Source organism: Actinoplanes oblitus (assembly GCF_030252345.1).
Taxonomy (GTDB): domain Bacteria; phylum Actinomycetota; class Actinomycetes; order Mycobacteriales; family Micromonosporaceae; genus Actinoplanes; species Actinoplanes oblitus.
Genome location: NZ_CP126980.1, coordinates 5,263,738 through 5,277,560 on the forward strand (window position 1 = coordinate 5,263,738; position 13,823 = coordinate 5,277,560).

Sequence of the window (13,823 nt, forward strand, 5' to 3'; positions counted from 1 at the left end):
TCAGGGAAGCGGGACGCCGAGCTGGCGCATGAGGCCGGTGGTGTCCGCCTGGACCCAGCGCTCGACGATCTTGTTGTGCTCGATCCGATAGACCTCGACGCTGGTCCACTGGACCTGCTTCCCGGTCGGCTCGCGGTCGAAGAAGGGCTTCACATGCCGGCCGGTGAAGGTGATGTGGATGACCACCTTGCCGCCCTCGGCCGGATAGATCAGGTCGTGGTGCGAGGTGAAGTCGAGTGCCTCGTGGGCGTCCCGGATGATCGTCTTGAGCTCGTCGAGATCGCGCACGCTCCACGCCGGGTTGTTGTCGATGAACGACGTAGCGAACAGCTCGTCCATGTCGTCGTAGCGCCGTTCGTTGACGACGTCGTTCAGCTTGCGGATCAGGGCGACGTTCTCCTCGTCCGCCGACAGCTGGTTCTTCAGGCCGAGCAGATCGTCCTGCGCCCACCGCTCCACGAAACGGTCGCCGGAGATCCGCCAGATCTCGGTCGTCGTCCAGCTGACCGAGCGGCCGGTGGGCGCCTCGCCCAGCACGGCGCCGACATGCCGGCCGGTGAGCCGGCAGCGGGTGATCACCCGGTCGTCCACCGCGACCGCCTCGATCAATTCACCGGTCAGCTCGAGCGTCGCCTTGGCCTCCCGCATGGCGGCCAGGTACGAGTCGATGTCGTCGACCTGGAAGCCGGGGTGGTGGTCGACGAACCCCGGGTCGACCAGTTTCGTGATCGCGTCGTAGTCAGTGCTGTTGAAGGCGGTCAGGAAACGCTGGTAGAGCGCCACGTTCGGGTGTTCTGCGCTGGTCATCGTGCAACCTCCTGCAAGTAGCCGACGGATTCCTGTCGGATGAACTCGGCGGCGCGCTCGCCGATCATGATGGTGGCGGCGTTGGTGTTGCCGGCCACGATGGACGGCATCACCGACGCATCCGCTACGCGCAGACCCCGCACGCCGTGCACGCGCAGGCGCGGATCGACCACCGACTCGTCCGGGCCGCCCATCCGGCACGTGCCGACCGGGTGCCACAGCGTCGTGGCCGCGCGGGCCAGGAAGTCCCGCAGGTCCGCGGCCGCGGTCACCTCCGGTCCCGGGCCGAGCTCCGGACCGCGGAAGTCGGCGAAGGCGGCGGTGTTCGCCAGTTCCCGGGCCAGTCGCACCCCCTCGACCAGGACCTGCCGGTCGTGGTCGGTGGACAGATAATTGGCCCGCACCGTGGCCGGAACAGCCGGGTCGGTGCCGGCCAGCTCGACCGTGCCGCGGCTGGTGGGCTTGAGACCCACCGGGGCGAAGGTGAAGCCCGGCCCCTCCCACAGGCCGGCCGGTGCCCCGTCAGCCAGGAACTTCGCCGACCCGAAGGCGAACTGCAGGTCGGGCGCACCCGACCGGTCAGCGGCCGGCGTACGGACGAAGAGCCCGGCCTCGGACACCAGCTCGGCCGGCGGGTGCTCCCGGCGCGACTGGAAACACACCGGCACGAAGAGGTGGTCCTGCAGGTTGCGACCCACCTCCGGCAGATCGACGAGGCAGCGGATGCCGTGCCCGGCCAGGTGCCCGGCCGGTCCGATGCCGGAGAGCATGAGCAGCTTCGGGGTCTCGAACGCACCGGCGCTGAGCACCACCTCGCCGCCCACCTCGACCCGCGCCGGACGGCCGTGCCGCACGTACTCCACGGCGCTGACCCGGCCACCGGTGACGACCATCCGGGTCACCTGCGCACCGACCTGGACGGTGAGGTTCGGCCGGTTCAGCACCGGGTGCAGGTAGCCGGTCGCCGCGCTGCTGCGCCGGCCGGCCGCGTCCCGGGTCACCTGGTAGTGGAACCCGAAGCCGGTCTGGTCGCCGGCGTTGTAGTCACGCTCCGGCTGATAGCCCAGCTCCTGGGTGGCCGCCACGAACGCCTCGGACACGCCGGTGAGCCGGTCGTGCCGGCGCACCTGGATGGGACCACCGGTGCCGCGATACCGGGGATCGCCGCCGGCGTAGTCCTCGGCCCGCCGCAACACCGGCAGCACCTCCTCGTACGACCAGCCCGGGCAGCCGTCCGCCGCCCAGCCGTCGTAGTCGGAGGGGTGACCGACCACCCACATCAGCGCGTTGATCGAGCTGCACCCGCCGACGACCCGCCCGCGGGCCACCGGGATCCGCCGGCCGGCCAGAGCGGCCTCCGGCTCGGTCCGATAGCCCCAGTCGATCGTCGGCGCCCAGTCCGCGGTCCACAGCGCCGTCGTCGACGGCAGATCGACCCGGTGGATCTCCTCCCTGGTGTCCCAGCCGCCGGCTTCCAGCAGCAGCACCGAACGGTCCCCGCGCTCGCTCAGGCGACTCGCGACGGCGCAGCCGGCCGAGCCGGCGCCGACGACCACGTAATCGGCGTACGAATCGCTCATCGCCGCCTCCGTGGCGACGAGGTAACGGTGGTACAAAGCATCATCGGGACCTCCTGACAGGATCGAGACGTCGGAGCCGACACGAGAGGCGGCCGGATTGCCGGGGGCCTGTGGCGCGCAACCGGCGGCGGTGTCTGTCCCCCAGTCAACTGGCGGCACCGGCGCGCCGCTAACCAGAGGCGGCGGCGCGGGACGACTTCGCGGAGTTAACGTAGCCGCCCCGCGGCACGTTCCGGCTCGCCGATCCCGGGCAGTGGTGCGCCCGCTACCCGCCCGCGCGAGCGGCGATCGTTCTCAGGGGAAGGAACAGCGGATGAGCCAGGACTCCGCCGACGTCGGCGTCAGCCCGCGCCGGCTCGAGGCCTTCAGTGACGGCGTCATCGCCATCGTCGCCACGCTGCTGGTACTGAACATCGAAGCGCCCGGGCCGGACGTCCCGGTGTGGACGGCGCTCGGCCGGGAGTGGCCCTCGCTGGCGGTCTACGCGATGAGCTTCATCCTCATCGGCATCGCGTGGATCCACCACCACAACCTGTTCCACCACGTACGCCACGTGGACCGGCCGATGCTGATGCTGAACCTGCTGCTGTTGCTCTCCCTCAGCGTGCTGCCGGTACCCACCGCCACGCTCGGCGCGCATCTCGGCGGCCCGGACGCCACGGCCGCCGCCGAGCTGTATTTCGGCTGCCTGACCATCACCTCGCTGTGCTTCACGCTGCTCTGGCACCACCTGCACCGCCGTCCGCACCTGGTGCACGACGAAGCCCGGCCGCAGGCCGCCACCGCCCTGCGCCGGGCCGTGATCGGGCCGGCCGGTTACCTCTGTTCCGGCCTGCTGGCCCTGATCACCCCCATCGGCGGCCTGATGCTCAACGGCGTGCTGGTCCTCTACTACACGTTCGGCCGCAAGTCTCCGGCGTCGCGCACCCGGTGGCCGGGCGCGGGCTCGTGACCGGTCGGGCCGTCCTGGGCGACCCGCCCGCGAAACCGTTGCGACCAGCGGTTCGGGTTGCGCTACGGTGCCGTGGTGACACGATTCCGCCGCGCCTACCGCGACGTCGACGGCCACCGCGTCGAAGGCACCTGGCGGCACATCTTCGTCCGCAACGGGGACAACTACTACCTGGCCGACCTGGTCATCTACGCCGACGGCGCGGTCGACACCGGCACCGGCGGACTCACCGATCCCGACGGTCTGGCGGGCCTCCTGCGATCCGGCCAGGTAGCCACCACCCTGCACGACGGCGCCTGGGCATCGGCCCATCACCTTGCCACGTGGCGCTTCACCGAAGCCACCTGCGCGATCGACGCCGACATGCTCCTCGGCGAGGTCGCTGACGAGATCGACCGGCTCAACGACCGGCCCGACTCCACCGATCGCTGCCTGCGGGCCGTGCGGACCTATCTGGCCGACGCGACCGAGGACAACCGATTGCGCGTACGCCAGCGGTACCTGGCCATACCCGAGCACCTGCGGATCTACGCCCTCGGCGACATGGACAACCGCGACTGGCCGCTGAAGGTCCTGGCCACCGCGATCGGCGATACCGTCGAGGGCCACTACGACGACGAAGTGGCCACGCCGGACCTGCACGCGGAGGCCGTCGAGTACTTCCGTGACCGGGAGCTCCATCGGGCCCGAGCCGGCGCGCGGATCCCGGCCGATGGGCCGGATCAGCCCGAGACCGCGACGCTGACCCTCTACCAGGGACGACAGGACCACCCGGACAACGCGGTCCTGCAGAACGACTATCCGGCAAGGCTCACCATCGACGGCAGGGACTATCCGACGGTGACCCACGCCTACTGGGCACTGGCCACCGACGACCCCGGCTGGCGTGATCGCATCGCGGCGGCACCGGACACGTACGACGCCGCCGAACTCGCCGGACAGGCACCCCGCCGGCCCGGTTGGCCGGCGGCCCGCCTCGCGATCATGGCGCGGCTCCTGCGAACGAAATTCGCACAGCATCCGTCCATGGCGCGCGTCCTGCTCGCCACCGGCGACGCGCGCATCGTCTACACCGCGGTCGGCTCCGCCTATTGGACCGCCTCCGGGCAGCGGAGCAGCAACTGGATCGGCCGGCTGCTGGAGCTCGTCCGCTCCGAACTCGCCGCACTCGACGCCGGGGTCCCCCTTCCCACGAGTCACGGCGCCGGCCCCTCGGCCGCACCGGAAACCTAGCCGGGGACTTGCGCACATTCAGTCCAGGATGTTCTCGCCCACGAGGACTGGGCCGCCCAGCTTACCGACGCCGACCGGCGCGGCCTTACGCCGCTGTTCTGGACCCACGGTCCCACCGACCCAGGTAGCGGTTTGATCATGCGGGCCAACTCGTCGAACGTTCTGGAATGATCGCCGCGTGAAACCGAATCTCGACACGCCAGGCCTTGGCGGCCCGCGTGAAGCCTCTATCCCGGTTCCGGGCGACGCCCGGCTGTGGGCCGAGCGCGTCGGCACCGGCAGCCCGGTCGTGCTGCTGCACGGCGCAGGCATGGATTCCCGCCTGTGGGACCGCATCGTTCCCGAGCTGGCCCGGTACCACAACGTGATCCGGTATGACGCCCGAGGCCTGGGCCGCTCCACGCCACCGAACCAGCCGTTCAGCGATGTCGATGATTTGCGCGCCGTCCTGGACTACTTCGGACTGCGCCGAGCCGCCCTGGTCGGGCTGAGCATGGGCGGGGAAAGCGCGCTGGACTTCGCCCTCACCTACCCCGAGAAGGTCACCGCGCTCGCCCTGGTCGGCGCCTCGGTCAGCGGACACCGCTGGCCCCAGGACCCCGACCTGAGCGCCTACGCCACCGCACGCCGAGAACGGGACGCGAGCGCCCTGGCCGAGCTCGAACTCTCCATCTGGGCAGGCCTGGGCCCAACAGCCCCGGGATGGGAACTCATCGACGCGATGGTCACGCAAAACGCCGCGCGACGCATCGTCAGCGAACAGCAATGCGCCACCGGCCAGAACGCCGAAGCGCACCTCGCGGAGATCGCCGCACCGACACTGGTCCTCCACGGCGACCGCGACCACCCGGAGATCGGCGTCATCGCCCGGCTGCTCGCGGCCCGCATCCCCGGCGCCCACGCCGAGATCATCCCGAACGCCGACCACTACCTGCCGCTACGTACGCCCGAGGCCCTCACCGAAGTTCTCCTGGCACACCTGCCCTGACACGGGATCCATCGACCGCCGCATCCACAACCATTGACGATCGCTCAGGTGAAACGGTCCTGGCTGACGGGCTCACATACCTATTCGGCCGGGCCGGATGCGGCGCGTGCGGGAGCACGTTCACCCTGGCCGACTGGTTCGAAGCAGCGAATAGCCCCCGCTGACAGCGACCACGAGATCGAGCGTCGGCTCAGCGGCCAAACCCTGTCCGCTGGACCTGATCACCACGGTGTGGACCAGGCGACACGTTTCTCACCGCCCCCGGCAGCCGCCGGCACACCGGAGCGACGACGGCGACGCCCGCCAGCGTCACCAGCAGCAGCGTGGCGAATCCGGCGGCGCCGACGATGTGCCGCTCGAAGCCGATGGTCAGCACGACGACCTCGGTCACGCCCCGGCAGTTGAGGAGCACACCCAGCCGCAGCCGGTCCGCCGCCGGCAATCCGCACGGCAGCGCGCCGAGCCAGGCGCCGCCCGCCTTGGCCACCGTCATGACGGCCAGCAGCAGGGCGAAACAGACGACCTCGGCACGCCCGCCGCTGAGCGCGCCGAGCGGCATGGCAAGCCCGATGGAGCCGAAGTACAGCGGCAGCAACACCGCCGACGTCGTCGCCTCGAGGTGCTGATTGGCCCGCTCCACCGCCGGCACCCGGGGCATCACCACGCCGGCCAGCAGGGCCCCCGGCGCGGCGTGCAGGCCGGCGCCGTGGGTGACCGCGGCGAAGAGCGCCACCGACACCACGATCAGCGGCACCACCGCCGGGCCGGCGCCGGCCACCGCGGATCGCCGCGCCACCCACCGCACCACGGGCCGGAGCACCGCCAGCGCCACCACGACCAGACCGAACAGGGCCGCCACCACCGCCCAGGCCGGCACCGGAACGGATCCCCGGCCCGCCACGGCGAGCAGGACGGTCAGCCCGGCCCACACCAGAGCGTCGGTGCACGCGGCCACCGTCAGGGCCAGCCTGCCGCAGGTGGTGCCGGCCAGTTCCACATCCGGAAGCAGGCGCGCCAGCACGGGCAGCGCCGTCACCGCACAGACCAGGGCGAGAAAGCCGGCGAACACCCCGCCGGGCACGCCGGCCGCGCCCACCACCGGCCGGATCACCGGGGCGACGGCCAGACCGGCCAGCACCGGTACGACCACCGCACCGGCCGTCACCGTCAGCACCGCGCTCGACCGGGGGCGGCCCGCGGTGCGCAGCTCGTAGCCGATCAGGTAGGCGAACAGGGCGATACCCAGATCGGCGAGCGCCCGCACCGCCGTCGCCGTGTCCGGCAACCGCAGCCACTCCACCGCTGCGGGCGCGACAGTGGCCAGGCCGAGCGGCCCGAGCAGCAGGCCGGCCAGGATCTCACCGAGCACCCGAGGCTGACCACCGCGGGCCGCGAGCGCGCCGCCGGCCGCGGCCAGCGCCACGACGACAGCGGCGGCGAGCAGAAAACGTACGGTGTCCGGAAGCTCCCGCACCGCGCACGTGACCTCGTACACCGCGGCACAGTCCGTGTTCACTCGCGTCCCCCTCACACGGGGGTGGACCGCCGGTGCACGGCACCGGCGGCCCACCCCGGGATCGTCAGACCCGGAACAGCTCGGCCCGCTCCTCGCCGGCCACCAGGGAGACGGCCTCTCCGGAGGGGTCGATGTCGGCGAACACCTGGCGGACCGACTCGTTGGCCCCCACCACGAACGTCTCGGCGACGTGACGCTGCTGCTGCAACAGCACGATGGTGCGGGCGGCCGCGTCGTCCATGCTGTTGAGCCGCTCGGCCCGCAGCACCAGGCGCTGCGGCCGGTGGTCCAGCAGGGTGCGCAGGTCCTGCTCGAAGAGCCTCAGGTGGTCACCGTCCAGGTCGCCCTCGACGCTGATCACCACGATGTCGTCGCCGACGGTCTCCAGCACGCCGTAGGTCTGCGCCCGGGCCGGGGCCAACCGCACCTCGACCCGTACCGGGGAGTTCCCGGTCAGCGCGACGGTGTGCCGCTCGGCGTCGAAGTCGGTGTGCGGCTCACCGTCCACCCACACCTCGTGGATGATCACCTCACCGGCCGCGAGCAGATCCGGCGCCACCCGGAGCACGCCGTCCGGCAGCGTCGCCGGGTCGACGTGGAAGTGCAGGGCGAGCGGACGGCCGATCACCAGCAAGTCGTTGTAGACGGCGGACAGGTACGCCAGCTCGAACGCGTGATAGCCGGACATGGCGTGGTTGCCCTTCATCCGCTCGCCGTGCACCAGGTACGGCGTGCCGTCGGCGAGCACGTTGAAGTAGACCCCGCCGGAGTCGTGATCGGGGAACCAGGACAGGTAGAAGGCCTGCGACTCGCGGGCCAGGCGGCGGAACTCCGGATCGTCGCGGCGCCCCGCGAGCACCAGGTACGCCAGGATCGCCTGCTCCTGCTGCCACCAGGCCTTGCGGTTGTGCCAGACCAGGCGGTGATACTGCTGCCGGTCGTCGCGCCAGCGTTCGACGACGTCGTACCAGCCGCCGCGCTGCCGGTCCTGGCCCACCTCCGGCATCCGGCGGGCCAGCCGCTCGGCCAGCTCCACGTACCGTTCGTCGGGGTGGATCGCGTGCACCCGCATCAGGTTCCAGGCGATCTTGAGGTTGTGCCCGACCACCGCCCGGTTCTGCTGCCAGCCCCAGTGCAGGTCGGGTCGCCAGTCCTCGTGGAACCGCTCGTTGACGAACGGGCTCGCGTCGTCCGGGAACTTCTCCACGATGGTGTCGGCCAGGCGCACCAGCATCTCCCGGTGCCGGTCGTCGCCGGTGGCGAGCAACAGATTGATCAGGTACGCCGGCGCGTGGTCACCCACCGAGTTCCAGTTCTTGCGGGCGCGGTTGCTGCCCAGCGACTCGTGCCGCGGGTCGAGGTGGACGGCGTCGACGTGCGAGAAGTACCCGCCACCCGATTCGTCGCGGTAGTAGCCGTCGATGAAGTCGATGGTGTCCCGCACCGCCTGGCCGATCTCCGGGTCCCGGGTGACGCGGTAGGTCTGGGCCAGGCCGGCGAGCGCGTAGATCTGTTCGTAGAGCGGGATCGAGCCGGCGTCGTCGTCGAACTCCGAGACGAGCAGCTTCACCGGCGGGTCGGTGCGGTCCAGGCCGTGTACCCAGAAGTGTCCCGCACCGCCGGGCACCCGGCTGCGCATGTGCTCGATCATGTAAGCGCACCCGCCGCGGGCCGCGCTGAGGAAGCGCTCCTCACCCGTCAGCGCGTACGCGGTCGCCAGCCCGTAGATGAACCGGGACAGCGTGGCGGTCTCCTGCCGCTCGTCGACCTTCTCGCCGGAAACCCCCAGCCGGGTCCGGTACTCGCGGAAGTCGACCTCGTCGCCGAACTGGGCACCCAGGTAGAAATCCGCCAGGGCGGACAGGTGCCGGCTCCAGAAGCCCGGCTCCTCGAAGACGGGTCGGCCGGTCTGCTCCTCCACCAGCATCATGTGCTTGCCTTCGAACGCGAAGCCGCTGCCCTCCGGATAGAACATGCCGTGGGCGAAGACGAAACGACCCTCGGCCAGCAGTTCCCGCAGGCTGCCCGTGACGTCGCGCACCGGATCGCCGAAATTGCGCAGCAGCTCACCCTGGGTGGTTCCGGTCAGCAGCACCGGGAAGCACCGGTCGTCGACGGTACGGACCTCGACCAGGTCCGTCTCCGGGTCGAAGGCGACCACGTAGCCGGCGATGAGGTCGGAGAACGAGAAACGCATGTCGTCCAGGGAGATCTCGCCGGGTGCCCGGTCCGGCCCCGGCTCCGACGTCGGGACCACTGTCGGCGAAGGACTGGTCATTGGCCTGCCTCTTTCCCTGCTAGGCGAAGAACGACGGTGCTGCGCGGTCCGACCCGGACGCTGCCGGTGTGCCCGGGCGCGCGGCCGGCCGGCACGACGTCGTACGGCGCCGGCCGCCCGGTGTCGACCACGCGTAGCCACGCCGAGCCGGACGGCGCCTCCGGGAGGTCGAAGGACAGCTCCTCCCAGTACGCGTTGAAGATGAGATGCAGATCGGCTGGGGACTGATCGCCGGCCGACTCGGTGTGGTGGCGCAGAGTGACCGCCAGCGAGCGTGCCTGCGGATCGGCCCAGCCCGGCCGGCCGAGTTCGCAGCCGTGCCAGCTGAACGTGGTCCGGGTGGCCGCGCCGTCCGGATCGACGTAGTGCCGACGGTGCAGGGCCGGGTTCTCCCGCCGCATCCGGATCATCTCCCGGACGAACCGGCGCAGTTCCGTGGACTCCGCGTCGTCCGCCCAGTCGATCCAGCTGAGCTCGTTGTCCTGGCAATACGCGTTGTTGTTGCCGGACTGGGTACGCCCGCGCTCGTCACCGGCCACCAGCATCGGCACACCCTGCGACAACAGCAGGACGGCCATCGCGTTCTTCATCTGCCGCATCCGGGTTCGCCGGATGCCGGGGTCCTCGCTCGGCCCCTCGGTCCCGCAGTTCCAGCTGTAGTTCTCGTCGAGGCCGTCGCGGTTGTCCTCACCGTTCGCCTCGTTGTGCTTGTAGTCGTAGCTGACCAGATCACGCAGCGTGAACCCGTCATGGGCGGTGATGAAGTTGACCGCGTTGGTCGGCTGCTCGGCCACCGGCTCGAAGATGTCGGCGCTGCCACTGAGCCGGCAGGCCAGTGCGCCGACCATGCCGCCGTCACCGCGCAGGAAACGGCGCACGTCGTCGCGGAACGGGCCGTTCCACTGCGCCCAGCGGTCCGGGAACCGGCCGACGTCGTAGAGACCCCCGGCGTCCCAGGCCTCGGCGATCAGCTTGACGCCGGCCAGCGACTCGGACATCTCGATGCGCCACACCGCCGGTGGGTACGGCAGCGGGCTGCCGTCCTGGCCCCGGGTCAGGATCGACGCCTCGTCGAACCGGAACCCGTCCACGTGCATCTCCCGCGCCCAGTAGGTCAGGCAGTCGACGACCAGCTGGGTGGTGATCGGGTGGTTCACGTTGAGCGTGTTGCCGCACCCCGAATAGTCGATGTACGACCACTCCGGGTCCCCGCCGCCCAGGTAGTAGACGTCGTTGGCGAAACCCTTGAGGCTCAGTGCCGGCCCGAGGTGGTTGCCCTCGCCGGTGTGGTTGAAGACCACGTCGAGGATCACCTCGATGCCGGCCCGGTGCAGCGCCTTCACCATGTCCCGGAACTCGTCCACCACGGCGTCCGGACGCTGCCCGGGAACGGCGTAGGCCGGGTGCGGGGCGAAGAGGGCGTACGGGTCGTAGCCCCAGTAGTTGGTCAGCGCCGCACCGGTCACCGGGTGCCGCCGCAACGGCTCGCGGTGATCGAACGCGGCCACCGGCATCAGCTCCACGGCGGTGACGCCCAGGTCCACCAGGTAGGGGATCTTCTCGGTCAGCCCCGCGAAGGTGCCCGGGTGGGTCACCCCGGAGCTGGCGGACCGGGTGAACCCGCCGACGTGCAACTCGTAGACGACGGTCTCGTTCATCGGCCGCCGCGGCGGCGTGTCGCCCGCCCAGTCGTACGCGTCCAGGTCCACCACGACACCGCGCAGCGAGCCGTCCAGGTTGTCACCGGGCCGGCAGGCGGCCACCCGGTCGAACGCGTCGCTCCACACCGCTCGCGCGTACGGATCGAGCAGGACCTTCCCCGGATCGAAGCGGTGCCCGGGGCGCGGCGAGCGGGGGCCGGTCACCCGGTATCCGTACGGCGTGCCCGCTCCTACCCCCTCGACCCGCGCGTGCCAGAAGTGGAAGCTCTTGTTGAGCCTCGGGTCCAGCGGCACGCTGGCGGTCAGCCGATCCGGCCGCTCCGGGTCGAACAGCAGCAACTCGACGGCCTCCGCGTCCTGCGAGAACACCGAGAAGTTCGTGCCGGTGGCGTCGGCGATCGCACCCAGCGGATGCGGCACACCGGCCGGCGACGGACCGCCGGCGGTCTCCGGCCGGTACGGGCGCAGGTCGACGGCCGTCATGACGCACCCACCGCGTGGTTCCGGCTGCGCGAGCCACGGGGCAGGTCGCCGGTGTCGTCCGGCACCGCCGGCACGTCGCGCATCCCGCGCGGCAGCGCACCCCGCCGGCGGGCGATCGCACTGATCAGGGCCGCGGCGAAGGCGTGGCAGTGCTCGCCGGTCCGGGCCGTGACCAGGTCGTCGTCGACGACGACGTCGGAGTCGACGTAGTCGACGCCCATGTTGCGCAGGTCGCCCAGCAGATTGTTGTGCGCGACCGCGCGGCGTCCGCGGACCAGTTCGGGCCGCGGGGCGACCAGCCACATCCCGTGACAGATCAGGCCCTTGACCACGTCGTGGTGGGCGAACGCCCGGGCGAGGAACTCGGTGGCCGGCGGCAGCCGGTCCGGGCTGTCGGTGTAGCGCAGCCGGTCGGCCACCATGCCGGACGGCACGATGATCGCCGAGTAACCGGCCAGCTCGGCATCCCCGATCGGCTCGAAGCTCTCCCCGCAGACGAACGGCGCGCCGAACTCGTGACCGGTGAAGGTCATCTCCGGCTGTCCCCACAACCGGCTCAAGAAGTGCAGCTCCGCGCCTTCCTCGGCGAAGCGGTGCCGGTAGTAGAAGATCTCCGGCTCGTAGTAGTCACTCTCGATCAGAACGCCGATCCGGCATCCCTGTAGTCGCATGGTTTCGTCCCTTCGGACTCAGCGGGTGTCCAACCGGACCAGGAACGGGCCGTCGTGCCCGAGCGCTTTCTCGACCGCGTCCACCGCCGACGCGGGCGCGTCGGCGTCGCAGGCGGCGACACCGAGACCGCGGGCCAGTGACACGAAGTCGATGTGCGGGTCGTCGAGCCGGAACGAGTCCGGTGCCTCGCGCGCCGGCAGGCCCTCCTGCGACCAGTACACGGCGATGTTGTCGCGCAGGATCTGGTAGTTGCCGTTGTCGCAGATCACGAACTTGGCCGGGATCCGGTGCCGGGCCGCGGTCCACAGCGCCTGGAACGTGTACATGCTGCCGCCGTCACCGGCGAAGCCGACCACGGTGGCCTCCGGCCGGGCCAGCTTCAGCCCCACCGCGCCGGGCAGTCCCACGCCCAGCGATCCGCCCCGGGTCAGAAAGTAGCTGTCCGGCCCGCCCGGCCGCAGGTGGTGCAACAGGTGCGGCGAGGCGGTGATCGCCTCGTCGAACACCACGAGATCCTCGGCCCGATCCCGCAACGTGCGCAGGAAGGTGTCGAGAACCGGCCGGTCCGGCGGTGTGCCGGCGGGCTGCCCGGCGAACTCGGCACGGCGCTGCCACGCCAGCTCCGCGCGTGCGGGGGTCATGTGGTGCCGCAGCTCCTCGCGGACCTGGTGCAACGTCGCCGCCGGATCGGCCAGCACCGGCACGTCGACCCGGTGGTTCTTGCCGATCTCCCAGGCGTTGAGGTCGACGTGCACCACCGTCGCCTGCTCGTCGAAGATCTCCCCCACCTCCGGGAAGACCTCCGGCAGCACCGACGTGCCGCAGATCAGCACGACGTCGGCCGCGTTGGTCACCGGCAGGCTGGCCGTACCGAACATGTGACCGAACTGCCCGCGGAAGCACGGATGCCGGTGATCCAGGTTGACCTCCGACCAGTCGCCGCCGTACACCGGCGCGCCGACCAGCTCGGCGACCTCGCCGAGCACCGTCTGGGCGCCGGACGCTGTCACACCGTCACCGGCGATGATCAACGGGCGCCGCGCGCCGGCGAGGGCCGCGGCGATCCGCCGCACGGTGTGGTGCGGCGGCGTCACCGCGCTCTGCGGGATGGTCGTGGGCACGACGCGCTCCGAGTTCGCCGCGTCCAGCACGTCCATCGGCAAGGCCACGAAGACCGGACCGTACGGCGGTGTGGCGGCCACCTTGCAGGCGCGCCGGAGCACGCGCAGCAGCGAGTCGGGGTGCGTCACCCGGGTGGCCCACTTGGTCACCGGGCGCGCCATGGCGACCAGGTCGGCCGCCATCTGCGCGTCCAGTGCCTCGTATCGCAGACCGGCGTCGCCGGCGAGGACCACGAGCGGGGAGTGGCCGCGCATCGCCTGGTACATCATCCCGATGCCGTTGCCCAGGCCCACCCCGCTGTGCAGCTGCACGATCGCCGGCCGCCGGGTGGCCCGGGCGTAGCCGTCGGCCATGCCGAGCGCGGCGGCCTCGTGCAGCGCGAAGACGTACTCCAGGTCGGCGGTCTCCTGCAGCGCGTCCAGCAGCCCCTCCTCGACCGTGCCCGGATTGCCGAACAGGTACCGGTGGCCGTCCGCGACCAGTTGTTCGACCACGGCCTGCCGGCCGGGCCGGCTAGCGGTGCCCACCGCC

Annotated in this window: 10 protein-coding genes; 3 read left to right on the plus strand and 7 right to left on the minus strand. The window is 71.1% G+C overall.

Annotation, left to right across the window (positions count from 1 at the left end):
• Together Actob_RS23875 and Actob_RS23880 are read right to left on the minus strand one after the other, a co-directional pair.
• Complete coding sequence (locus Actob_RS23875; protein ID WP_284914024.1) at nucleotides 1-807, minus strand: ester cyclase; 807 nt, start codon at nucleotides 805-807, stop codon at nucleotides 1-3.
• Complete coding sequence (locus Actob_RS23880; protein WP_284914025.1) at nucleotides 804-2,387, minus strand: GMC family oxidoreductase; 1,584 nt, start codon at nucleotides 2,385-2,387, stop codon at nucleotides 804-806. Before Actob_RS23880 ends, Actob_RS23875 begins: the two co-directional genes overlap by 4 nt.
• A gap of 313 nt (nucleotides 2,388-2,700) precedes the next feature.
• Here Actob_RS23880 and Actob_RS23885 point away from each other — a divergent pair, with 313 nt between their 5' ends.
• The 3 genes from Actob_RS23885 (at nucleotide 2,701) to Actob_RS23895 (ending at nucleotide 5,560) form a co-directional block, all read left to right on the plus strand.
• Nucleotides 2,701-3,339, plus strand: a complete 639-nt coding sequence (locus Actob_RS23885; RefSeq protein ID WP_284914026.1) for a TMEM175 family protein — start codon at nucleotides 2,701-2,703, stop codon at nucleotides 3,337-3,339.
• Nucleotides 3,340-3,414: 75 nt separating this feature from the next.
• On the plus strand, nucleotides 3,415-4,572 hold the full coding sequence (locus Actob_RS23890) for an NADAR family protein (protein WP_284914027.1): 1,158 nt from the start codon (nucleotides 3,415-3,417) through the stop codon (nucleotides 4,570-4,572).
• A 178-nt stretch (nucleotides 4,573-4,750) separates the two neighbouring features.
• Nucleotides 4,751-5,560, plus strand: a complete 810-nt coding sequence (locus Actob_RS23895) for an alpha/beta fold hydrolase (RefSeq protein WP_284914028.1) — start codon at nucleotides 4,751-4,753, stop codon at nucleotides 5,558-5,560.
• A gap of 190 nt (nucleotides 5,561-5,750) precedes the next feature.
• Here the strand turns inward: Actob_RS23895 and Actob_RS23900 are convergent, their stop codons facing one another.
• From Actob_RS23900 to Actob_RS23920, 5 genes are all read right to left on the minus strand, one after another.
• Nucleotides 5,751-7,055 carry a cation:proton antiporter gene (locus Actob_RS23900; RefSeq protein WP_284914029.1) on the minus strand — a complete coding sequence of 435 codons (1,305 nt, stop codon included), beginning with the start codon at nucleotides 7,053-7,055 and terminating at the stop codon, nucleotides 5,751-5,753.
• Between the two features lie 85 nt (nucleotides 7,056-7,140).
• Nucleotides 7,141-9,354 (minus strand): AGE family epimerase/isomerase, encoded by a 2,214-nt coding sequence (locus tag Actob_RS23905; protein WP_284914030.1) that lies wholly within the window; start codon nucleotides 9,352-9,354, stop codon nucleotides 7,141-7,143.
• The gene (glgX, locus tag Actob_RS23910; RefSeq protein WP_284914031.1) at nucleotides 9,351-11,498 is read right to left on the minus strand and encodes a glycogen debranching protein GlgX; all 2,148 of its coding nucleotides are present in this window, start codon (nucleotides 11,496-11,498) and stop codon (nucleotides 9,351-9,353) included. The genes Actob_RS23905 and glgX overlap by 4 nt, the downstream gene beginning before the upstream one ends.
• On the minus strand, nucleotides 11,495-12,169 hold the full coding sequence (locus Actob_RS23915; protein WP_284914032.1) for a DJ-1/PfpI family protein: 675 nt from the start codon (nucleotides 12,167-12,169) through the stop codon (nucleotides 11,495-11,497). The genes glgX and Actob_RS23915 overlap by 4 nt, the downstream gene beginning before the upstream one ends.
• A gap of 18 nt (nucleotides 12,170-12,187) precedes the next feature.
• Complete coding sequence (locus Actob_RS23920; protein ID WP_284914033.1) at nucleotides 12,188-13,819, minus strand: thiamine pyrophosphate-binding protein; 1,632 nt, start codon at nucleotides 13,817-13,819, stop codon at nucleotides 12,188-12,190.
• Between the last annotated feature and the right edge of the window lie 4 nt (nucleotides 13,820-13,823).

Bases quoted from the DNA above. Each gene is read 5' to 3' on its own strand.
- Actob_RS23880 (WP_284914025.1), bottom strand. From the start codon at position 2,387: ATGAGCGATTCGTACGCCGATTACGTGGTCGTCGGCGCCGGCTCGGCC.
- Actob_RS23905 (WP_284914030.1), bottom strand. From the start codon at position 9,354: ATGACCAGTCCTTCGCCGACAGTGGTCCCGACGTCGGAGCCGGGGCCG.
- Actob_RS23875 (WP_284914024.1), bottom strand. From the start codon at position 807: ATGACCAGCGCAGAACACCCGAACGTGGCGCTCTACCAGCGTTTCCTG.
- Actob_RS23885 (WP_284914026.1), top strand. From the start codon at position 2,701: ATGAGCCAGGACTCCGCCGACGTCGGCGTCAGCCCGCGCCGGCTCGAG.
- glgX (WP_284914031.1), bottom strand. From the start codon at position 11,498: ATGACGGCCGTCGACCTGCGCCCGTACCGGCCGGAGACCGCCGGCGGT.
- Actob_RS23915 (WP_284914032.1), bottom strand. From the start codon at position 12,169: ATGCGACTACAGGGATGCCGGATCGGCGTTCTGATCGAGAGTGACTAC.